The sequence below is a fragment of the Rhodoferax sp. SPJ21 genome, from assembly GCF_058216335.1.
In genome coordinates this window covers 624,176-643,861 of record NZ_JBYZMO010000002.1, presented here as the reverse complement: position 1 = coordinate 643,861, position 19,686 = coordinate 624,176, and the positions used below count along the sequence as shown (strand labels likewise).

Sequence of the window (19,686 nt, the reverse complement as noted above, 5' to 3'; positions counted from 1 at the left end):
TCTGGCCATCGATTGCACCGCAGGGGTGCACAGGCTCTTAGCCGGCCTCTACCCGCATCCAATGGGTCCGGATGTCCAGCAGCTCCGGAAGAATGCTCTTGAACGCCCGCACCATCGCCGGGTCAAAGTGGCATTCGGCGTCGGCATGGATGTAGTCCAGGATCTGCTCCACCGTCCAGGCTTCTTTGTAGGGGCGGCGCATGCACAAGGCATCGAACACGTCGGCCAGGGCCACAATGCGCGCGGACTGCGGAATTTCGCGCCCACGCAAGCCGCCGGGGTAGCCGCTGCCGTCCCATTTTTCGTGGTGCCGCAATGCCACTTCAGCGGCCAGCTGGAATACCGGCGCATCGCTTTTGCTGAGGATGTCATAACCGATCTGGGGGTGCGTCTTCATCACCTCCCATTCCTCGTCGTTCAGCGGCCCAGGCTTGCGCAGGATGGCATGGGGTATGCCCAGCTTGCCCGTGTCGTGCATGGGCGCGGCCAGTTCAAGCTGCATGCTGCGTTCGGTATCCCAGCCTACCGCCTGAGCCAAAGCACGGGCGTAGGCCGCCATACGCCAGATGTGCGAGCCGGTGTCGTTGTCGTTGTAATGCCCGGCCTGGCCCAGCATCAGCACGGCTTCGCGGTAGCTCTTCTCCAGCGCTGTAGCCCGCACCAGAGACAAATGCGCGGCCACACGGGCACGCACAATCGGCGGCGATACCGGCTTCACGATGTAGTCCACGCCACCGGCATCGAAGCCTGCGGCCTCGTGCGCGACATCGGTATAGCCCGTAACAAAAATCACCTCTACAGCATGGGTGGGGTCGGTTTGCTTGATCTGCCGGCACAGGTCGTAGCCGTTGGTGTCCGGCAAACCTACGTCCAACAGCACCATGGCGGGCAGGTGCTTTTGTACCGCTGCCAGGGTCTCCATTCCATTGCGTGCAAACACCAGCTTGTAGCTGCTGGCCAAGATATCGCGCATCACGGCCAAATTGCCGGGCTCGTCATCCACAACCAGAATGGTGGGTGAAAGCATGGCTTACTCCTGCAAAGGAATGCCCTGCACCCGGGCCAAGGCATAAACGGCGGCCTCGGCTCCCCGAAAATCGAAACCATGCACGCAGGCCTGGATCTCTTCCAATGCATGGGCGGGCATATGGTGCGCCAATTGCGCCAGCAGCGGCTCGACCGGCGTGGGGTCGTCCGCGTCCAAAGCCCCCAGTATTTGCCGGAACAAATCCTTCAGATTGAACGCCCCCGCCGTCGTCGATGCTGCGGCTTGCGGCGCGTTCTTGGCCACCACCACGGGCGGTACAAAGCGGCCAATCGCGGACACCGCATCTTTGATTGCCTCGTCCAGGCGGGCCAGCACATGGGTGGGGTCGTAGCCTGCGGACAAGACGCGCTCGGCCTCCCCCGCCAGGCGGGCAGTCTCGGGCAGCGCCATGTTCGCCGCCGCCCCCATCAGCTTGTGCGCCAGAGCGGCGGCGGCGGGGCGGTCTGCGATGGCCAAACTGGCATTCATGACGGCCACGGCGCCGCCATAGCTGTCCGCAAAGCGCCTCAGATAGCCTCGGTAAATATTGACGTCCGACCAAAGCTGCAGCCCCTGGGCAACATCCATCACACTCAGGATCGCCGGCGCGGGTACCTCGGCATGCGCAAGCGGAGGGACTGCGGTGACGTCCGAATTCTCAGGCGCCCGTGGCCTTGGGCGGCGACGCAGCCGCTGGATCAAGGCAATGGTGGACGGCACGTCAAAAGGCTTGCTGATGAACTCGGTCATGCCCGCTGCAAATGCCGCTTCCTGCTGCGATTTAAAGGCGCCTGCGGTCAACGCCACCACCGGCAGGTCCTTGAAATGGGGAACTCGGCGCAACCTGCGTGTCGCCTCGATGCCATCCATCACCGGCATTTGCACATCCATCAGCACAAGGTCCACCTCTTCGGGGTGTGCCATGAGCCACTTCAACGCGTCTTCGCCGTCTTCCGCCAGTGCCACGATGGCCCCCTGATCCGCCAGGATGCGCTGCGCGACCTCGCGGTTGATGTCGCTATCGTCCACCACCAGCACCCGCACATCTACCAGACTGCACCCCTCCGCCTGCTGCATCGCATGCGGTATGCCCACCGTGGCAGCACGACGGCGCTGCGCTTCGATGACCGCGTTGTAGAGGGTCGAGGTAGTCACCGGCTTGTTCAGGATCGCATCCACCAGTTCTGCACCGGGTTGGCTGGACAGACTGGACAGTGAATAGGCGGTGGCCATGATCACGATAGGGCATTCGTCGGGCGGCACGCTGGCCCGTATGGCACGCGCCGTAGCCAGCCCATCCAAACCCGGCATCTTCCAGTCCAAAACCACTACGTGGGGCAGCTTGCCGCTCTTGCGCTCCTGCACCTGCGACAGCACGGCCTCGCCAGAGTCCATCGCATCCACCTGCCAGCCAAGGCCCTGGGCAATCGCCACCACGGCCTGCAAGGCGATCTCGCTGTCATCGGCCACCAGGGCATCAATGCGCACCATGTCGGGTGACGAAAAGTCGGTGTGGGGCACCTGCTGCATGGGCAGCGTGAACCAGAATTCACTGCCTTCGCCTGGCGTGCTGGTCAGCCCAATCTCGCCGCCCATCAAACCCACCAGTTGGCGGCAGATGGTCAACCCCAGTCCCGTGCCACCATAGCGGCGCGTGGTGGAGCTATCGGCCTGGGTGAAAGCAGAGAAAACGTCCTTTTGCAAGGCCGGAGCAATGCCTATGCCGGTGTCCTTGACGCAGAAATGCAGAACAAGCTTGTTGTCATACATGGACAACAGCTCGGTACGTACCTCAACCCGGCCCACATGGGTGAATTTGATGGCATTGCTGGTCAGGTTGGTGAGCACCTGCTCCAGCCGCAAAGCGTCGCCTTTGACCACGGAAACACCAGGAGGCAGCGGCTGAATCACCAGCTCAATATTTTTGTCCCCTGCGTTGATGCCCATGGTGCCGGCCAGGTTGTCCATCACATCACCCAAGCGGAACGGCGTTTGCTCAATCACCATATGGCCAGCATCGATCTTGGAGACGTCCAGGATATCGTTGATGATGCCCAGCAGCGAACGGCCGGAGCCGCGTATCTTGCGCACCATATCCAGCGCGTCTCGCTCCAGCCGCCCCTGTTCCAGCAGGTAGGCCAAGCCCAGAATTGCATTCAATGGCGACCGTATTTCGTGGCTCATATTTGCCAGGAATTCAGCCTTGCTGCGGTTCGCCGCCTCTGCCACATCGCGGGCCTGAAGCAATGCTGCCTCCGCCTGTTTCTGGGCCGAAATATCCTGGGCGAATACCAGCGTGGCAGGCCCATCGGCGAGGTCAACGCGGGTTGTGGTGTTGAAGATCGACACCAACTGCCCGTCCTTACCCAGACTGATTGCCTCAAACATCTGCTCTATGGGCGAGTCTTCGTTGACGCGGGCTTCCTCGACCAACAAGCCAGCCCGTGATTTTGGAGCGATCATGCTGCTCCACATGCATCCAACGAGATTGTCCGAATCTTCGTAGCCGTGCAAACGGTGGTAACGCGGATTCACATAGACAAAGCGACCCGCCCGAAGAATCGCAATCGCCAGTGGCGCATCTTCAATCAAGGTACGAAACCTCGCCTCGCTCTCACGCAAGGCATTGGTCAGCCGACGCTCTGAAACGTCTTTGCAGGCAACGATCAGTAGCGCCATCTCTCCTGATACGTCATAAATGGCGGATGTGCTGTGCTCTACAAAAACAGACGTGCCACTGTCTTTGCGGCGGACTTCGAACTGTAAGTCCCGCATGAATTGACCGCGCACGCCCTGCTGGCTAGGCCATTGGTCTGCTTGCAACAAATTGCCGTCCATTTGCACAAGCTCAATGTTGTTCACCACATTCTCAAACGGGGTATCGGCATCGAACAAGCCGTGCATGGACCGCCCAGCGCGGTTGACGCGGACCAATTGATGGTTTTGGTCAAACACAAAGACAGCATCTGCCAGACTGTCAAAAACATTCAGAAGCTCGTTACGGCCCCGAACAACCTCCTGCTCGGCAAGCTTGGCAGCCGTGACATCCATATGCGTGCCCATGATGGTGATGGCCCGGCCATCACCATCCCGCGCAATCGCCTGTGCACGGCACATGACCCAGACCCAGTGGCCCAGCTTGTGCCGTATGCGGTAAGTCGCCTCAAAAAAGGGCACGCTGCCGTCAATACACTGCTCCTTCGCCGCTGTGTAGACCGGCAAATCCTCCTCACAAATGCGGCTGTTCCAGAAGTCCGGTTCCTTCTCCATGTCGTGTGGAGAGTGCCCCAGCATGGCAAAGGAGTTCGCATCAAACGTACGTGCAGAGGTGGGCACATGGAAACTCCACAGCCCCAGGTTTGCCCCACGCAAGGCCAGCTTCAACCTATCGGCGGCCTCCAGGCGCTCACGGTCGAGTTCTGCCTCCATCGTCTCCATACGCGCTCGGCGCAATTGGGTCCAATACAGCGCCATGCTGCACAAAAAAGCCAGGACGGCATAAAACACACCATAGGTGATGGCCTGACGCCTTAGCGGTTGTGCAATCACGGCCAACTCGCGACTGACACCAACGATCAAAGGCTTGTCCATATCCAGCACCGCCGGCTGTACGGTATAGGTGGCGACCTGTCGCTCCTCACCCCCTGGAAACAAAGCGCCAGTCAATTCACTGCGGGTACGAGCACTCTGCATGTGCTGGTTGAACAGGCTACCGGCCTGGCTGAAGTTCGCGCTTTGAAAGCTCGTCACAGGCGGATAGCTGAGCAGGGGCAAGCCACTACCGTGGATCACAAAAGACAACACATCCGGGGCATACATGATGGGCCGAAATATGCCCGCAAAGTAAGCCGGGTCCAGCGTTGCAAAAGCCAGGCCCATGAACTGCCCTTCGGCATTCGGCACCATGCGAGACAGAGTGATCACCACCTCTTTCTGGACGGACACAAACGGTTCAGAAACATACAGCGTCGACACACTGGGGTGGTCGCGCACCGTCTTGAAATACTCCCGGTGGCTGAGGTCCATGCCCACGTATTCAGGTCGGTGAGCTGCAATGGACATACCGTTGGCATCCAACACCACCATGGACCGAACGCCCGGCATGGCGTCAACCAAGGCCCGCAAACGCATTGCAAGCTCCTGGCTACGTACCGGTTCAGGCCCCACCATATAGTCTTTGATGACCTCTTGCAGGGCAAGGCTAGCTACCGTCAAATTTCCCTGGATGTCATTGGCGACCACGTTGGCCTGGGTGCGTAGGCGCTCACGCTCTGTCGCGTTGACGCGGTCCACTTCGGCGGTGTAGATATAGGCAATGAAAATGCCTACCAAGCCCAGCACCACGACCAGGGAGCGCCACTCGAAGGAAACACGTCGGGGAAGCAAGTGGGGTGTAGTAGAAGCCATTCACTTCATGCTATCGACTCGACCACACCCGCACAACCAGGGTTGTAATACCGTACTCTGCCCTGTGTTTAAACATCCCCCATTTGTAGGACGGGCACAAAAAAACCGCCCGTGCGCTATATGCACACGGGCGGTTAGAAGTTGAGCTTAAACGCTGCGAAAGTGCAGGTTAAAACGGGATATCGTCGTCCATATCATCGAATCCGCTCGAAGAGCGTGCTGCAGGAGCGGGTGCTGGCGGGCGCGACGGGGGCGCCATCGCCGGGCGGGCGGCGGGTGCCATTGGGCGGCGGGCCGGCGCAGGCGGTGGGCTGTTGTCGTAGCCACCGTCGTCATAGCCGCCGTCATTGCCACCACCTTGCGGGCCGCCCATGCCCTGGCGGCTACCCAGCATGGTCATTTCACTGGCAATGATTTCGGTAATCGACTTTTCCATGCCGGTCGCGTCGTTGTACTTGCGGCTACGGATAGAGCCTTCCACATAGACCTGCGAACCCTTGCGCAGGTACTGCTCGACGATGCCGGCCAAACCACCGCGAAACACCACACGGTGCCATTCGGTAGCTTCGCGACGCTCGCCGGTCTGCTTGTCTTTCCAGGTTTCGGTGGTAGCAATGGTGACATTGGCGACCCGATCGCCGCTGGGGAAAGTGCGCACTTCAGGGTCGCGGCCCAGGTTGCCGACGATGATGACTTTGTTGACGGATGCCATGGTGAATTCCTCTAGAGGGGGTAGATTATGCTTTGCCGGGGACCCGCATTGGCCAAGCAACCATCAGCCAGACCAGCATAGCCCCACCGCAGACCGCAAACAAGCCCTGGGGGCCAAGATGCTTCAACAAGGCCCCTCCGGCCAGCCCCCCTACAAAAAAACCCAAGGACTGCAGCGTGTTGTACACCCCCAATGCCGTACCCCGCACATGGGCCGGAGCCAATCGTGACGCCAGGCTGGGCTGGCTGGCCTCCAGTACATTGAAGCCGCAAAAAAACAAAAACAACAAAGTTGCCAAGCTACTGATATGCGGTGCATCTGCCACCCAGAAGAGCCCCAACTGCACCAGCGCAATCAAAGAAATGGCCACCAGGAACACCGCACGCAGGTAGCCACGGCGCTCCAGCGGAAACAGCCCGCCACCCATCACCACGAACGAACCCAGCACCGCAGGCAAATACACCCACCAATGGTGCGCCTTGTCCAGCCCGGCCTGCACCAACAGCGCCGGTACGGCCATCCACATCGCCAACTGAACCGCATGCAGAATAAACACGCCCGCATCCAGCCGCAGCAGCCCTGCATGTGACAACACCTCGGACAGCCTGCCACGGGGCTGCTGCGTGTGCAGCAACGGCTCGGGCGGCACCACCCACAGTACAACGGCAATACCGGCCAGCGCGAGACTGCCAGTCAGCACGAACAGACCGCCCAGCCCTACGACTGCCGCCAACGCCGGCGCCAGCACCAACGACAAGGCAAACATCAACGCGATGCTGCCGCCCACCAAAGCCATGGCCTTGGTACGGACGGCATCGCGTGTCTGGTCGGCCAGCAAGGCGGTCACAGCGGCCGATACGGCGCCCGCGCCTTGCAGCGCACGCCCCAGGGTCAGCGCGGTCAAGCTATCGGCCCAGGCGGCCACAAAGCTACCCGCCGCAAACAACAACAAGCCCAGCACAATCACACGCTTGCGGCCAAACCGGTCTGAAGCCATGCCAAACGGCAGCTGCAAAAAGCCCTGCGTCAGCCCATATATGCCCATCGCCAAGCCCACGCGGGCGGGATCGTCACCACCTGGGAATTTGGCCGCCTCCAGAGCAAATACAGGCAATACCAAAAACAAGCCCAACATACGCAGGGCAAAAATACCCGCCAGCGACAGGCTGGCGCGCCGCTCCAACGCAGTCATGGCGAGTGACACAACCGGCATAGCAACAGCGGGGGGGATGGACGCAGAGGAAGAAGCAGAAGACTGGGGCACGCAAGACACCATGGACGAAAGCAAGCACGAATTGTGCGATTCTCCTTGATCTTCACTATCATGGCGGGTTTACTCTTGCTTTTGGGCTCTGTGGGCGCCTGCCCTGGCCTGAAGCCGATTTCTCCCAAGGCCGGCCCACATTGAACCCCGCTCATCCCGAAGCCTCGTCTGAAGGCACCTACCTGCGCAATGCTTTGCAGCTGCAGCGCATCAGCATCCGTGGCGCACGCACGCACAACCTGAAGAACATCGACCTGGACATCCCACGCAACCAGCTGGTGGTGATCACCGGTCTGAGCGGCTCGGGCAAGTCCAGCCTGGCGTTTGACACCCTGTACGCCGAAGGCCAGCGCCGCTATGTGGAAAGCCTGAGCACCTACGCCCGCCAGTTCCTGCAGCTGATGGACAAGCCGGATGTGGATCTGATCGAAGGCCTGAGCCCGGCCATCTCCATCGAGCAAAAGGCCACCAGCCACAACCCGCGCTCCACCGTGGGCACGGTGACGGAAATCCACGACTACCTGCGCCTGCTGTTTGCCCGCGCTGGCACGCCCTACTGCCCAGACCACAACCTGCCGCTGCAGGCCCAGACCGTCAGCCAGATGGTGGACGCAGTGCTGGCCCTGCCGGTAGACACACGATTGATGGTGGTCGCCCCCATCGCCCGCGAACGCAAGGGCGAATACGCCGATGTATTCACTGAAATGCAGGCCCAGGGCTATGTGCGCTTCCGGGTGGACGGCCAGACCTTCGAGTTCGACCAACTGCCCAAGCTCAAGAAGACCGAGAAGCACAACATCGACGTGGTGATAGACCGCGTCAAAGTGCACGGCGACAGCGAACCCCAGGCAGTAGCCGCCCAGCGCCAGCGCCTGGCCGAAAGCTTTGAAGCCTCGCTGCGCCTGGCCGAGGGCAAGGCCATCGTGGTGGAGATGGCATCAGGCCAGGAGCACCTGTTCAACGCCAAGTTCGCCTGCCCGGTGTGCAACTACTCGATCGCCGAGCTGGAGCCGCGCCTGTTCTCGTTCAACTCCCCCGTCGGCGCCTGCCCCACCTGCGATGGGCTGGGCATGCAAGAGCTGTTCGACCCGACACGGGTCGTAGCCTTCCCGTCGCTCAGCCTGGCCAGCGGCGCCATCAAAGGCTGGGACCGGCGCAACGGCTACTACTTCGCCATGCTGGAAAGCCTGGCCAAACATTACCAATTCGACATCGAAGTGGCTTTTGAATCCCTGCCCGCACCCGTACAGCAAGCCCTGCTGTACGGCTCGGGCGAGGAAGACATCAAGTTCAGCTATGTGATGGACTCGGGCGCCTCCCAGGGCAAGAAGGTCAGCAAGAAGCACCCGTTCGAAGGCATCATCCCGAACATGCAGCGGCGCTACCGCGAGACCGACTCCAACCTGGTACGCGAAGACCTGGCCCGCTACCGCACCAGCCAGCCCTGCGCCAGCTGCAATGGCTCGCGCCTGCGCCGCGAAGCCCGCCACGTCAAAGTGGGTGAAGGCACGCAAGCACGCGCGATATTTGAGATCAGCCACACCACGCTGCGCGAAAGTTTTGAGTACTTCAACCAGCTGACCATGGGCGGCGCCAAGGGGGAGATTGCCGGCAAGATCGTGCGCGAAATCGGCCTGCGGCTGAAGTTTCTGAACGACGTGGGCCTGAACTACCTGAGCCTGGACCGCAGCGCCGAAACCCTCAGCGGAGGCGAGTCACAGCGCATCCGCCTGGCATCGCAAATTGGCTCCGGGCTGACAGGCGTGATGTACGTGCTGGACGAGCCCAGCATTGGCCTGCACCAGCGCGACAACGACCGCCTCATCGCCACGCTGCAGCACCTGCGCGACATCGGCAACAGCGTGCTGGTGGTCGAGCATGACGAAGACATGATGCGCGCCGCCGACCATGTGATCGACCTCGGCCCCGGCGCCGGCATCCACGGTGGCCGCATCATGGCCCAGGGCACGTTTGACGAGGTCAAGGCGAACCCTGATTCGCTGACTGGCCAGTACCTGGCGGGCACGCTGAAGATCGAGGTGCCTACCGAACGTCACACCCAGAAGCAGCCCGCGCCTGGTGAAGGCTGGCTGTCCATCGTGGGCGCCAAGGGCCACAACCTGAAGGGCGTCAACGTGGACTTCCCCGTGGGGCTGCTGACCTGCGTGACCGGTGTGTCGGGCTCGGGCAAATCCACCCTGGTCAACGACACGCTCTACACCGCCGTGGCGCGCCAGCTGTACCGGGCGCACAACGAGCCTGCCGAGCACGAGGAAATCATCGGCATCGAGCAGTTCGACAAGGTCATCAACGTGGACCAGTCGCCCATCGGCCGCACCCCGCGCAGCAACCCCGCCACCTACACCGGCCTGTTCACCCCTATCCGCGAGCTGATGGCCGAAGTGCCCATGGCGCGTGAACGCGGCTACGGCGCGGGCCGCTTCAGCTTCAACGTGGCCGGTGGCCGCTGCGAAGCCTGCCAGGGCGACGGCATGGTGAAGGTCGAGATGCACTTTTTGCCCGACGTGTACGTGCCCTGTGACGTGTGCAAAGGCCAGCGCTACAACCGGGAAACCCTGGAGGTGCAGTACAAGGGCAAAAACATCGCGCAGATTCTGGAGCTGACAGTCGAGGCCGCGTACGAATTCCTAAAGGCCGTGCCCACCATCGCCCGCAAGCTGCACACCCTGCTGGACGTGGGCCTGAGCTACATCAAGCTGGGCCAGTCGGCCACCACCTTGTCGGGCGGCGAGGCGCAACGCGTCAAGCTGGCACTGGAGTTGAGCAAGCGCGACACCGGCCGCACGCTCTACATCCTGGACGAACCCACCACCGGCCTGCACTTTGCCGACATTGCATTGCTGCTCAAGGTGCTGCACCAGCTGCGCAGCGCCGGCAACACCATCGTGGTGATCGAGCACAACCTGGATGTGATCAAGACGGCAGACTGGCTGATCGACATGGGCCCCGAAGGCGGCGCCGGCGGCGGCACCGTGGTGGGCGTGGGCACACCGGAGCAGATTGCAGCCAACCCCGCCAGCCATACCGGCAAGTACCTGGCGCGCATCTTGTAAAAAAAATAGGCTGCTAGCGCAGGTATTACCTACGCTAGCAGCTACTTATTTAATAGCAATCGTAGATTAAATGAAGCGGCGCAGCAGCTGCAGCAAAGTGCCGGGCTGCCACTGCTGCACCATGCGCCAGCCGCGCCATAGAAAGAAGCCGCGCTTTGCCATGCGCCAGGCCATGCGTGGCTTGAACACCAGCACGACAGCAGCGACGGCCCCCAGCGTCAATGGGTTCTGCCGCGCAAAAGCCAGCAGCTCGGCTGCCAGCCCTGCCAGGTGATCACCCTTTTGGGCCACGCGCTGCAGCGGGGCACATTCGCGCGCCAGCAAGCTGCGCTGGTACTGGATGCGTTCCAGCAAGCGCCCACGCTCGTAAGCCAGCTCAGTGTGGGTCTTGCCCATGGCCCGCTTCGGCTTTGAGTTGGCGCAGGTCTTCCTGCAGTTCGGCCAGGCTGGCGGCAAACATATTGTCGGACGCCACGGCAGAGCGGCGCAGCAGGGCATAACAAATCACAGCCAGCCCCACAAACAGCACAGACAGGCAGGACAACACGGCCACCCGCTGGTCCCACAACAAGCTCAGTACCAACACCACGGCCAGCACGACACCCAGCCCGGCGAAGGCCACCATGGCCAGCACCAGACTGAGCTCACGCAATACATGGAGTTTGGCGGTCTGCAGCTCGTTGCCGAATAGCTGCAGACGCGTGCGCACCACGGTCAGCAAAGTGACCGGGATGCCTTTCAAAGCGGCGTACAGCCCGCCGCCGAACAAGTTACGCATAGAAACCCAGGCCCGCAGCGGGCCAGGATTCAGCGGCGGCCAATGATGAGACCAACCAGCAGGCCTACGCCAGCGGCCACGCCCACGGCGGTCCAGGGGGACTCGTGCACGTAGTCGTCAGCAGCACGGGCGGCAACCTTGGTGTTGTGGCGCAAGGCGGCTTCGGCGTCGATCAGGCGTTCACGGGCGTCGCTCAGGCGGGCCTTGACGCGGGCGCGCAGGCTGGCAAGCTTCTCACCAGTCTGGTCGGCGGTTGCGCTGAGCATGTCTTCCGCGTCTGAGATGACCGACTTGATATCACTGACCAGTTGTTCTTGGGATTCGATGCTGGTTTTAGCCATGGCGGTTCTTTCAAGTAGGTTGTACGAATAAAGGTTATCAGATTGGTGAGGGCAAATTCAGCAATCACAAGCACCCTATGACATTTTGAAACACTTTACCCACCTGAGCCCTCAGGCCTCAGGCGATACGCAGCGGCCTGCCGCCTCCCGCAACCATCGCGGCAGGCACAGCTGCATGCCGCGCATGCACGCCTTGCCCTAACTTGAAGACAGACACGGCCGCCACCAGGTCGTCCGCCTGGCCCTTCATGCTGTTGGCAGCCGCAGCCATCTCCTCGACCAGCGCGGCGTTCTGCTGGGTGGCATTGTCCATCTGGGTCACCGCTTCACCGATTTGGGACACACCGGAACTCTGCTCGTTATTCGCGGCGCTGATTTCCCCCACCAGGTCGGTCACCCGGCGGATGGAGCTGACCACCTCGCTCATGGTGGCACCAGCTTTGTCCACCAGCGCCGTACCTTGCTCGACCCGCTCCACGCTGGTCGAGATCAATTGCTTGATTTCCTTGGCGGCCTCGGCACTGCGTCCGGCCAGGCTACGTACCTCACTGGCCACCACGGCAAAGCCTCGGCCTTGCTCGCCGGCGCGCGCCGCTTCAACCGCCGCATTCAGCGCCAGGATGTTGGTCTGAAACGCAATGCCATCGATCACACCAATGATGTCGCTGATCTTGCGCGAAGACTCGTTAATGCCCTGCATGGTCGTCACCACCTCGGCCACCACATCGCCGCCTTGCTTCGCAACCTTGCTGGCGCTCACCGCCAGCTGGTTGGCCTGGCGGGCGCTGTCGGCATTCTGTTTCACAGTGGCGCCCAGCTGTTCCATGGAGGCGGCAGTTTCCTCAAGCGCGCTGGCCTGCTGTTCCGTGCGGGAGCTCAGGTCCTGGTTGCCCTGGGAAATCTGGGCGCTGGCAGCCGCCACGCTCTCAGAACTTTGGCGCACGCCGGCCACCAAGCGGACCAAACTCTCCTGCATGGTCTTCAGCTGGGCCATCAGGCTGCTGTTGTCGCCCTGCTGCAGCTGGATATGGATGCTGAGATCGCCCGACGCCACGCCCTGGGCCAGGGCGGCGGCCTCGCTAGGCTCAGCACCCAACTGGCGCAGGATGGAACGGGTGATCAACCAGCCGCACCCCGCCGCCAAAGCAACGCTGATCAAGCACGCCGCCCACAGCAGGTTGCGCGCATGAACATAGTCCGCCAAGGCTTCTTCGTACTGGCTGTTGTTCTGTGCCTCTTGGTAGTTGATGTTTTCGAGAATCGCATCCTGCCACTTCGTGTTGGCGGGGTTGGCTTCTTTCAAGAGCAGTTCCTTGGCTTCATCGGCCTTGTTGGCCAGGCCGAGCTCCACTAACCGGTTGTTGATGGGGCGGGTCTTGGCAGCCTGCTCCTCAATCTTGGCGCTCATGGCCTTGGCGGCATCGGTGTCGGGAAGACTCTGCAACGCAGCCCAGCTTTTATCGTAGCTGGCACGCGCCTGGGTAATTTTTTCTTTTTCGACGGCCATCTGGCCCTCGTCTTCCAGAATGATCAAAGTGCGGATCACCCGGGCCACCACATGTATCGCCTGAGACATGTCATTGTTCAAGCGAATCTTGTAGTTGTTGTCCTTCACCACGTCTTCCAGACTAGCCTGCACGCTGGCGAGCTTGTTCAAAGACAGGCCCGCCGACAGCAGCGACAAGAGGACAAGCAAACCAAAACCAAAGGTCAGACGGGTGCTGATTTTCAATTGGGACAACTGCATGCAAGGCTCCTTGGGGTGATTCAACAGGAAAGCCACAGCCACTTTGGCCTATGGAGTGACGATCGTAAGCTTTTGTAAATTTATTGCATGCAAATTCACCCTACGCAGATTGTTGCTTTCAACTGCTTTGGGGATAAAACAGCGCAGCACAGACCGCTGGAAAATTGCCAGCAGCGCACTACACTTCGCAAAAGAAGAGGCCCCCTATGCCAAATAGACCGCCGCAACGATTTTGGGAAGTTGACCTGCGCGTAGTGCTGCTGCAGTGGTGGAATGACATTGCCGCGTTCGCCATGACCACGCTGATGTTTTGCGCTCTGTCACTGCCCGTAGTCATACCCACGCTGATTTTGTGGTTCATGCTGGCCAACGACATCAGCTTCCAAGCCACGCCCTGAGCTGGGTACCCAAGCGGCCTGATTAGCTACTTGCCTCAGACACACCACTACAACCGTTCGCCCTGAGCTTGTCGAAGGGCTCCATTTGCAAGCCCTTCGACAGGCTCAGGGCGAACGGGGTCTCTATTGCGAGCGGTTGTCGATCTGACGCATGCAGCCAATCAGGAAAAACCGCCTCCAGCGCAGGCGATACCTGCGCAAGAAGCTATTCTTTTTATAGTGGCAGTGCGGCCTGCAACTGGTCGCGCGTCTGCTGGGCAGCACTGCGTGCGGCATCGGCGAAGTCGTCGCCGGACGATGCGTACAGCACGGCACGCGAAGAGTTGACGATGAGCGGGCCGTTGGCGGTCCAGCCGGCCCGCACCGTGGCATGGGCATCGCCGCCCTGCGCGCCCACGCCGGGCACCAGCAGCGGCACGGTGGGTGCCAGAGCGCGTACACGGGCGATTTCCGCCGGGTAGGTCGCACCCACCACCAGGCCGAGCTGGCCGTTCAGGTTCCACGGGCCTTGGGCCAATTGGGCGATGTGCTCGTACAGCAGGGGCTGGCCGGGCACGCTGGCCAGGCGCTGGTTTTGCAGGTCGTCACCGCCGGGGTTGGAGGTGCGGCACAGCAGGAAAGCGCCCTTGCCGGGGTACTTCAGGTAGGGCTGGAGCGAGTCGAAACCCATGAAGGGCGACAGGGTGACGGCGTCGGCCTGGTAGCGCTCAAATGCTTCGACAGCGTACTGCTCGGCGGTGGAGCCGATGTCGCCGCGCTTGGCGTCCAGGATGATGGGCACATGCGGCGCGACGCGGCGGATGTGCGCCACCACGCGCTCCAGCTGGTCTTCGGCGCGGTGCGCGGCAAAGTAGGCGATCTGGGGTTTGAAGGCGATGGCCAGGTCGGCCGTGGCGTCCACGATGCGGTTGCAAAAGTCGGCAATCTTGCTGGCATCACCGCGCCATGCGCCCGGAAAGCGGGCCGGATCGGGGTCGAGCCCCACGCAGAGCATGGAGGCATTGCGCTGCCCGGCGTTTTGGAGCATGTCTAGAAAGGTCATGCCCCGATTTTACGGGCCGGCGCTAGAACGTATTTACGCTGAAGCCGACATCGCCAGGCACAGGTCGGCCCAGGCCTTGGCTTTTTCAGCGGGGTTGCGCAACAAGGTGGCCGGGGCATAGGACACCACCACCGGCACGCCCTGGTAGCGGTGCACACGGCCGCGCAACTGCCCCAAAGGCGTGGCGTCGCGCAGCAGCAACTGGGCGGCAAACGGGCCCAAGGCCAGGATCAGCCGGGGCTGCAGCAGGCGCACATGGCGCTCCAGATGGGGCGCATTGAAGACCAGCGGGTCGGCATCGGGCTGGTCCGCAAGCCGTGTTTTCAGCACGCTGGTCAGTTGGGCCGAGCGCTGCGGCGCCTGGGCGCGGATGCCTACCGCACGCAGCATATTGTCCAGCAGCACACCAGCATCGCCCACAAACGGCGCGCTGGCGGGGTCGTCGCTGATGGCCAGCGCCTCGCCCAGCACCAGCCAGTCGGGCGACGCGCCGGCAGCCGCACCCAGCGCGCGGCTGGCCTGGCACGCGCTCCAGCCGGCACGCAGGGCCGCCATGTCGGCATCACCCATATCGGCGCCAGAAAAATCCAAGCCATTTTTGGCTTCGGCGCTTGTATTACCTGCGCGAGCAGCTATTAATTCAGGAGCATTTTGCATGGCCTCTGCCAGGCTGTGCATGCCGCTGCGGGCGGGTGCCGGTGCCTCAGGAGCGGGGGCAGGGACGGCCAATGCTACGGGCGGAGCTGCCCGCGCCGGTGCCGTGGCAACCGACACTTCTGCAGCCGGCCACCAGACCGGCACCTGCATTTCGGCCAGCATGGCGCGCTGGCGGGCGTCCAGGTCCAGGCTCATAGCGGCAAGCTCATCACCACCGCATGCTCGCGCTGGCCGGGCCCGTTGGGGTAGTAGTCCTTGCGCAGGCCGACGCGGCTGAAGCCGAACTGGGTGTACACATGCAGTGCCCGCAGATTGCTGGCGCGCGCTTCCAGCCACAGCCACTGCGCTCCCTGGCCGCGCGACCACAGGGCCAGCGCGTCCAGCATCAAATGCGACCAGCCCTGGCGCAGGTAAGCCGGGGTCACGGTGATGTTCAGCAGATGCACCTCGTCAACGCCCTTCATGGCCACGAAGTAACCCAGCACGGTGGTGCCGGCCAGCAATATCTGGCATTCATAGCCGGCGGCCAGCGTGTCTTTGAAATTGGCGAGCGACCAGGGGTGGGCATAGGCGGTCTGCTCTATGCGGACGATCTCGTCCAGCCACAGCGCGGTCAGCGGCTCGAAGCGGACCTCCGCTGGCTCCGGCGCTTGTGGCGATTGCAACTGGGCGCTCATGGCGCTACCGCCCCGGCCGCCGCCTTGGCGGCCATGCGTTCGTCGGTGGTCTGGGCCACTTTGTCACGGATATAGCGCGGCAGGGCCTGGTCGGCTGGCACCGCCTGGCCGGCGGCCAGCAAGGCCGGGGCCAGGCGCAGCATGGCGGCTGCGGCAGGCAGCACCGCGTAACGCGGGCCACTGGAAGGAGGAATGCGGTCGGCATACACAGCCAGTGCATTGCCGGCCAGCGCCCAGCCCTCTTCCTGCAGCACAGCTTCGGGCCGCAGCAGCTGGAAGTCGGCGCGTTGCTGCCAGCGGCCTTGCGCGTAGGCATAGAAGCCGGTGTAAATCTCGTCCATGCGCGCGTCCAGCAGGGCCTGTACCTGCTCCACGCCGTGCTGCACACGGGCTTCTTCGGCCACTGCCATCAGCGTGTCGATGGGCAGCACCGGCTTGCCGGCGCCAAACGCCAGGCCTTGCGCCACCGAGCAGGCGGTACGCAGACCGGTGAACGAGCCCGGGCCGCTGCCAAAAGCGATGGCATCCAGCTGGTCCAGCCGCAGCCCGGACTGGGCCAGCAGCGCCAGGATGGCCGGAATCAGCGTGGTCGATGCCTGGGCGCCGCCCGCGCCGCTGTGCAGCCACACCTGTGCGCCATCGCCCACGGCGATGGAAAGGGTGTCGGTGCTGGTGTCAAAGGCAAGAAGCGGCATGGGCAATAAGTTAGACAAGAAATGGGTGTGTGGCGCAGGATTATCCTGCCCAAGCTGCTACTATTTCTATAGCTATTTGATAAATGTCTGCAGATCGGAACCATGGCTATTTTCACTCCTATTAAAGCGGCGCTGGTGGCCCTGGCCTGCAGCACGCTGCTACTGGCCTTGCCCAGCCAGGCGCAGCGCCTGCCGCCCGACATCGCCACAGCCCTGGCTCGCGCCAAGGTGCCGCCCGACGCGGTCAGCCTGCTGGTGCAAGCCGCCGACGGCAATGCCCGGCCACGCCTGAGCCACCGGGCCGAGGTGTCTGTGAACCCGGCCTCGGTGATGAAGCTGGTCACCACCTTTGCCGCGCTGGACCTGCTGGGCCCCGACTACACCTGGAAGACCCGCTTCTACGCCGATGGCCCGGTGCGCGACGGCGTGCTTTACGGCAACCTCTACATCCGGGGGGGTGGCGACCCCAAGCTGGTGCTGGAGCGCATCACGCCCATGTTCCAGGCCCTGCAGGCGCGCGGCGTGCAGAAGGTGCGCGGCGACATCGTGCTGGACCACGGCTTCTTCGAGCCGGTGGCACGCGACCCGGCAGCCTTTGACGGCCAGGCCCTGAGCCCCTACAACGCCACGCCGGACGGCCTGCTGGTCAACTTCAAGTCGCTGATCCTGAGCTTCACACCCGAGCCCGGCAGCCGCACGGCCCAGGTACGTAGCGAGCCCCCAATGGCCGGCGTCGCCATAGACGCGCAGGTGCCGCTGGACAGCCAGGCCTGCGGCGACTGGCGCGGCGGGCTGCAGGCAGACTTTTCCGACCCCAACCAGGTGCGCTTTCTGGGCAGCTACCCGGTGCGCTGCGGCGAACGCAGCTGGCCCGTAGCCTATAGCGACCCGGCCAGCTTTGCGCGCCGGGTGCTGCAGGCCCTGTACCTGGGCGCGGGCGGCACGCTGGATGGCATGGTGCGCGACGGCCATACGCCGCCCACCGCCGAGTGGTTGATGGACGCGCCATCGCTGCCGCTGGGCGAGCTGATCGCCGACGTCAACAAGTTCAGCAACAACGTGATGGCGCAACAGGTCTTTCTAACCCTGGGCGCGCAGGATGGCCAGCCCGGCAGTTTTGCGGCCTCCCGCGCAGTCGTCGCCGCCTGGTGGCCGCGCGCCATCGGCCGCGAGGTGCCCGCACCCACGCTGGAAAACGGCTCCGGCCTGAGCCGCGAAGAGCGCACCAGCGCACGCGCACTGGGCCAGCTACTGCGCCGCGCGGCCAGCCACCCGAATGGCGCGGTGCTGGCCCAGTCCCTGTCCATCGCCGGGGTGGACGGCACCACGCTGCGCATGCGCGATCGCGGCCTGGCCCCCGAAGCCATGGGCCGCGCCCAGCTGAAAACCGGCACGCTGGACGGCGTCGCCTCGGTGGCCGGCTATGCCACCGGGCGCAGCGGCAAGCGCTATGTGGTGGTGGGCATCGTCAACCACGGCAACGCCGCTGCCGCCCGGCCGGCACTGGATGCACTTATCGAATGGGCCGTAAAAGAGGAATAAATCACACATGGATACCCGACTTATCCGTACTAACCCTTTGCGATTTTTGAAGCGACCCGCGTAACATTCAGCACAAACGAACGACCGTTCTTTTTTACTACAGGAGCCCCCCAATGCATTGGAATCCCACAAAACTCACCGCCCTGACAGCGGCCTTGCTCTTGTCCGCTTGCGGCGGCGGCGGCAGTGAAACCAGCACCAAAGTCACGTTCACATCTTTGGTGTCATTTGGCGACAGTCTGAGCGATGTGGGCACCTACAAGGTGGGCACGATTGCAGCCGTAGGCGGCGGCAAGTTCACGGTCAACAACAGTACCTCCACCTCGCCCCAGAACTGGACCGAATTCCTGGCTGGCCAACTAAACCTGAGCGCGCCGTGCGCAGCAGAAACCGGCATATTGCCCAACGCAGCCATGGTGTCCGCAGGCATTGTCTCGGTCGCCGTTACCGAACACACCAGCTGCACAAACTACGCCCAGGGCAGCGCCCGCGTGACATCGACGTTTGCCCCCGGCAGCGTGGCATTGCAAAGCCTGAGCACTGCGGCAAATCTGGGCCTGATGGCAGTACCGGTCAAGACCCAGATCTCCAACCATTTGTCGCGCGTCACACAGTTCTCTGGCACTGAGCTTGTCACCGTGCTGGCCGGCGCCAATGATGCCTTCATGCACCTGAATGCGGTCTCGGCCGTCACCACCTTGCTGACCACCGACACCACGACCACCCGCACCGCCGCCTATGGAGCAGCTGTCGCTGCGGGCTGGTCTCCCACCCTCCAAGGCCAGATCATCGGTGGCACGCCCGCCGCGACCCTGGCAGCAGCAGCCCCTGCAGCCGCTGTCACCGGCATGGCCACTGCGGCAACGGAGCTGGCGGGTTATGTCAAGAACTCGATAGTCGGCAAGGGTGCCAAGTACGTCGTCGTCGTCACTGTGCCCAACATCGTGCAAACCCCCAGAGGCCAAAGCCTGAGCGCCTCGGCCCAAACCCTGTTGGGCACCATGGTCACGACCTATAACAGCACGCTCACAGCCGCTTTGCCCACCAGCGTGGTGCAGGCGGACGCCTATGCACAAGGTATGGACCAGTACGGCAACCCTGCGCAATACGGCTTGACCAATGTGACCACCTCGGTCTGCTCCGCAACGGGCAACATCCTGGCTGGTTTGTCCCTGGTCTGCAACTCCAGCAACCTGGTTTCGGGTACAGATTTCAACACCTACCAGTTTGCCGACGACGTGCACCCCACGGTCGCTGGCTACAGGCTGTTGAACCGTTTCGTCGCCCTGAAATTGGCCGCCGCTGGCTGGCTGTAATCCGTCTAG

16 protein-coding genes are annotated in these 19,686 nt (G+C 62.5%); 4 read left to right on the top strand and 12 right to left on the bottom strand.

Annotated elements, in window-relative coordinates:
• Positions 1–37: 37 nt before the first annotated feature.
• The 4 genes from AC4BBN_RS10810 to AC4BBN_RS10795 all read right to left on the bottom strand — a co-directional run bounded on the left by AC4BBN_RS10810 (position 38) and on the right by AC4BBN_RS10795 (position 7,338).
• Positions 38–1,027, bottom strand: coding sequence for a response regulator (locus AC4BBN_RS10810; RefSeq protein ID WP_490591990.1), 990 nt, complete (start codon positions 1,025–1,027; stop codon positions 38–40).
• A gap of 3 nt (positions 1,028–1,030) precedes the next feature.
• The gene (locus AC4BBN_RS10805) at positions 1,031–5,434 is read right to left on the bottom strand and encodes a response regulator (protein ID WP_490591989.1); all 4,404 of its coding nucleotides are present in this window, start codon (positions 5,432–5,434) and stop codon (positions 1,031–1,033) included.
• A 169-nt stretch (positions 5,435–5,603) separates the two neighbouring features.
• On the bottom strand, positions 5,604–6,146 hold the full coding sequence (gene ssb / locus AC4BBN_RS10800) for a single-stranded DNA-binding protein (RefSeq protein ID WP_490591988.1): 543 nt from the start codon (positions 6,144–6,146) through the stop codon (positions 5,604–5,606).
• 25 nt (positions 6,147–6,171) lie between these two features.
• Positions 6,172–7,338, bottom strand: coding sequence for an MFS transporter (locus AC4BBN_RS10795; RefSeq protein WP_490592856.1), 1,167 nt, complete (start codon positions 7,336–7,338; stop codon positions 6,172–6,174).
• Positions 7,339–7,550: 212 nt separating this feature from the next.
• On the opposite strand from AC4BBN_RS10795, the gene uvrA reads away from it, so the two are divergent.
• Positions 7,551–10,484, top strand: coding sequence for an excinuclease ABC subunit UvrA (gene uvrA, locus AC4BBN_RS10790; protein WP_490591987.1), 2,934 nt, complete (start codon positions 7,551–7,553; stop codon positions 10,482–10,484).
• Positions 10,485–10,550: 66 nt separating this feature from the next.
• Here uvrA and AC4BBN_RS10785 read toward each other — a convergent pair whose 3' ends face one another.
• The 4 genes from AC4BBN_RS10785 to AC4BBN_RS10770 form a co-directional block, all read right to left on the bottom strand.
• Positions 10,551–10,880 carry a YqjK family protein gene (locus AC4BBN_RS10785; RefSeq protein ID WP_490591986.1) on the bottom strand — a complete coding sequence of 110 codons (330 nt, stop codon included), beginning with the start codon at positions 10,878–10,880 and terminating at the stop codon, positions 10,551–10,553.
• Positions 10,861–11,262, bottom strand: coding sequence for a phage holin family protein (locus tag AC4BBN_RS10780; RefSeq protein ID WP_490591985.1), 402 nt, complete (start codon positions 11,260–11,262; stop codon positions 10,861–10,863). Before AC4BBN_RS10780 ends, AC4BBN_RS10785 begins: the two co-directional genes overlap by 20 nt.
• A 29-nt stretch (positions 11,263–11,291) precedes the next feature.
• A complete protein-coding gene (locus tag AC4BBN_RS10775; protein WP_490591984.1) occupies positions 11,292–11,603 on the bottom strand; it encodes an ElaB/YgaM/YqjD family protein in 312 nt (103 codons plus the stop codon).
• Positions 11,604–11,721: 118 nt separating this feature from the next.
• A complete protein-coding gene (locus AC4BBN_RS10770) occupies positions 11,722–13,350 on the bottom strand; it encodes a methyl-accepting chemotaxis protein (protein WP_490591983.1) in 1,629 nt (542 codons plus the stop codon).
• A 206-nt stretch (positions 13,351–13,556) separates the two neighbouring features.
• Here AC4BBN_RS10770 and AC4BBN_RS10765 point away from each other — a divergent pair, with 206 nt between their 5' ends.
• On the top strand, positions 13,557–13,748 hold the full coding sequence (locus AC4BBN_RS10765; protein ID WP_490591982.1) for a hypothetical protein: 192 nt from the start codon (positions 13,557–13,559) through the stop codon (positions 13,746–13,748).
• A 214-nt stretch (positions 13,749–13,962) separates the two neighbouring features.
• Here the strand turns inward: AC4BBN_RS10765 and pyrF are convergent, their stop codons facing one another.
• Genes pyrF through tsaB form a run of 4 tightly spaced genes read right to left on the bottom strand, consistent with a single transcriptional unit; the run spans position 13,963 to position 16,819 of the window.
• Entirely contained in the window at positions 13,963–14,790 is an 828-nt protein-coding gene (gene pyrF / locus AC4BBN_RS10760; protein ID WP_490591981.1) for an orotidine-5'-phosphate decarboxylase, read from the bottom strand.
• Positions 14,791–14,823: 33 nt separating this feature from the next.
• Positions 14,824–15,642 carry a uracil-DNA glycosylase gene (locus AC4BBN_RS10755; protein WP_490591980.1) on the bottom strand — a complete coding sequence of 273 codons (819 nt, stop codon included), beginning with the start codon at positions 15,640–15,642 and terminating at the stop codon, positions 14,824–14,826.
• Positions 15,639–16,124 carry a ribosomal protein S18-alanine N-acetyltransferase gene (rimI, locus tag AC4BBN_RS10750; RefSeq protein ID WP_490591979.1) on the bottom strand — a complete coding sequence of 162 codons (486 nt, stop codon included), beginning with the start codon at positions 16,122–16,124 and terminating at the stop codon, positions 15,639–15,641. The genes AC4BBN_RS10755 and rimI overlap by 4 nt, the downstream gene beginning before the upstream one ends.
• Positions 16,121–16,819: a tRNA (adenosine(37)-N6)-threonylcarbamoyltransferase complex dimerization subunit type 1 TsaB gene (gene tsaB / locus AC4BBN_RS10745; RefSeq protein ID WP_490591978.1), complete on the bottom strand. Its 699-nt coding sequence runs from the start codon at positions 16,817–16,819 to the stop codon at positions 16,121–16,123. Before tsaB ends, rimI begins: the two co-directional genes overlap by 4 nt.
• A 102-nt stretch (positions 16,820–16,921) precedes the next feature.
• Between tsaB and dacB the strand changes: the two genes are divergently transcribed.
• Positions 16,922–18,361: a D-alanyl-D-alanine carboxypeptidase/D-alanyl-D-alanine endopeptidase gene (gene dacB / locus AC4BBN_RS10740; RefSeq protein ID WP_490591977.1), complete on the top strand. Its 1,440-nt coding sequence runs from the start codon at positions 16,922–16,924 to the stop codon at positions 18,359–18,361.
• 113 nt (positions 18,362–18,474) lie between these two features.
• On the top strand, positions 18,475–19,677 hold the full coding sequence (locus AC4BBN_RS10735; RefSeq protein WP_490591976.1) for an SGNH/GDSL hydrolase family protein: 1,203 nt from the start codon (positions 18,475–18,477) through the stop codon (positions 19,675–19,677).
• Positions 19,678–19,686: the final 9 nt, after the last annotated feature.

Bases quoted from the DNA above. Each gene is read 5' to 3' on its own strand.
- AC4BBN_RS10810 (WP_490591990.1), bottom strand. From the start codon at position 1,027: ATGCTTTCACCCACCATTCTGGTTGTGGATGACGAGCCCGGCAATTTG.
- AC4BBN_RS10805 (WP_490591989.1), bottom strand. From the start codon at position 5,434: ATGGCTTCTACTACACCCCACTTGCTTCCCCGACGTGTTTCCTTCGAG.
- ssb (WP_490591988.1), bottom strand. From the start codon at position 6,146: ATGGCATCCGTCAACAAAGTCATCATCGTCGGCAACCTGGGCCGCGAC.
- AC4BBN_RS10795 (WP_490592856.1), bottom strand. From the start codon at position 7,338: ATGACTGCGTTGGAGCGGCGCGCCAGCCTGTCGCTGGCGGGTATTTTT.
- AC4BBN_RS10785 (WP_490591986.1), bottom strand. From the start codon at position 10,880: ATGGGCAAGACCCACACTGAGCTGGCTTACGAGCGTGGGCGCTTGCTG.
- AC4BBN_RS10780 (WP_490591985.1), bottom strand. From the start codon at position 11,262: ATGCGTAACTTGTTCGGCGGCGGGCTGTACGCCGCTTTGAAAGGCATC.
- AC4BBN_RS10775 (WP_490591984.1), bottom strand. From the start codon at position 11,603: ATGGCTAAAACCAGCATCGAATCCCAAGAACAACTGGTCAGTGATATC.
- AC4BBN_RS10770 (WP_490591983.1), bottom strand. From the start codon at position 13,350: ATGCAGTTGTCCCAATTGAAAATCAGCACCCGTCTGACCTTTGGTTTT.
- AC4BBN_RS10765 (WP_490591982.1), top strand. From the start codon at position 13,557: ATGCCAAATAGACCGCCGCAACGATTTTGGGAAGTTGACCTGCGCGTA.
- pyrF (WP_490591981.1), bottom strand. From the start codon at position 14,790: ATGACCTTTCTAGACATGCTCCAAAACGCCGGGCAGCGCAATGCCTCC.
- AC4BBN_RS10755 (WP_490591980.1), bottom strand. From the start codon at position 15,642: ATGAGCCTGGACCTGGACGCCCGCCAGCGCGCCATGCTGGCCGAAATG.
- rimI (WP_490591979.1), bottom strand. From the start codon at position 16,124: ATGAGCGCCCAGTTGCAATCGCCACAAGCGCCGGAGCCAGCGGAGGTC.
- tsaB (WP_490591978.1), bottom strand. From the start codon at position 16,819: ATGCCGCTTCTTGCCTTTGACACCAGCACCGACACCCTTTCCATCGCC.
- dacB (WP_490591977.1), top strand. From the start codon at position 16,922: ATGGCTATTTTCACTCCTATTAAAGCGGCGCTGGTGGCCCTGGCCTGC.
- AC4BBN_RS10735 (WP_490591976.1), top strand. From the start codon at position 18,475: ATGCATTGGAATCCCACAAAACTCACCGCCCTGACAGCGGCCTTGCTC.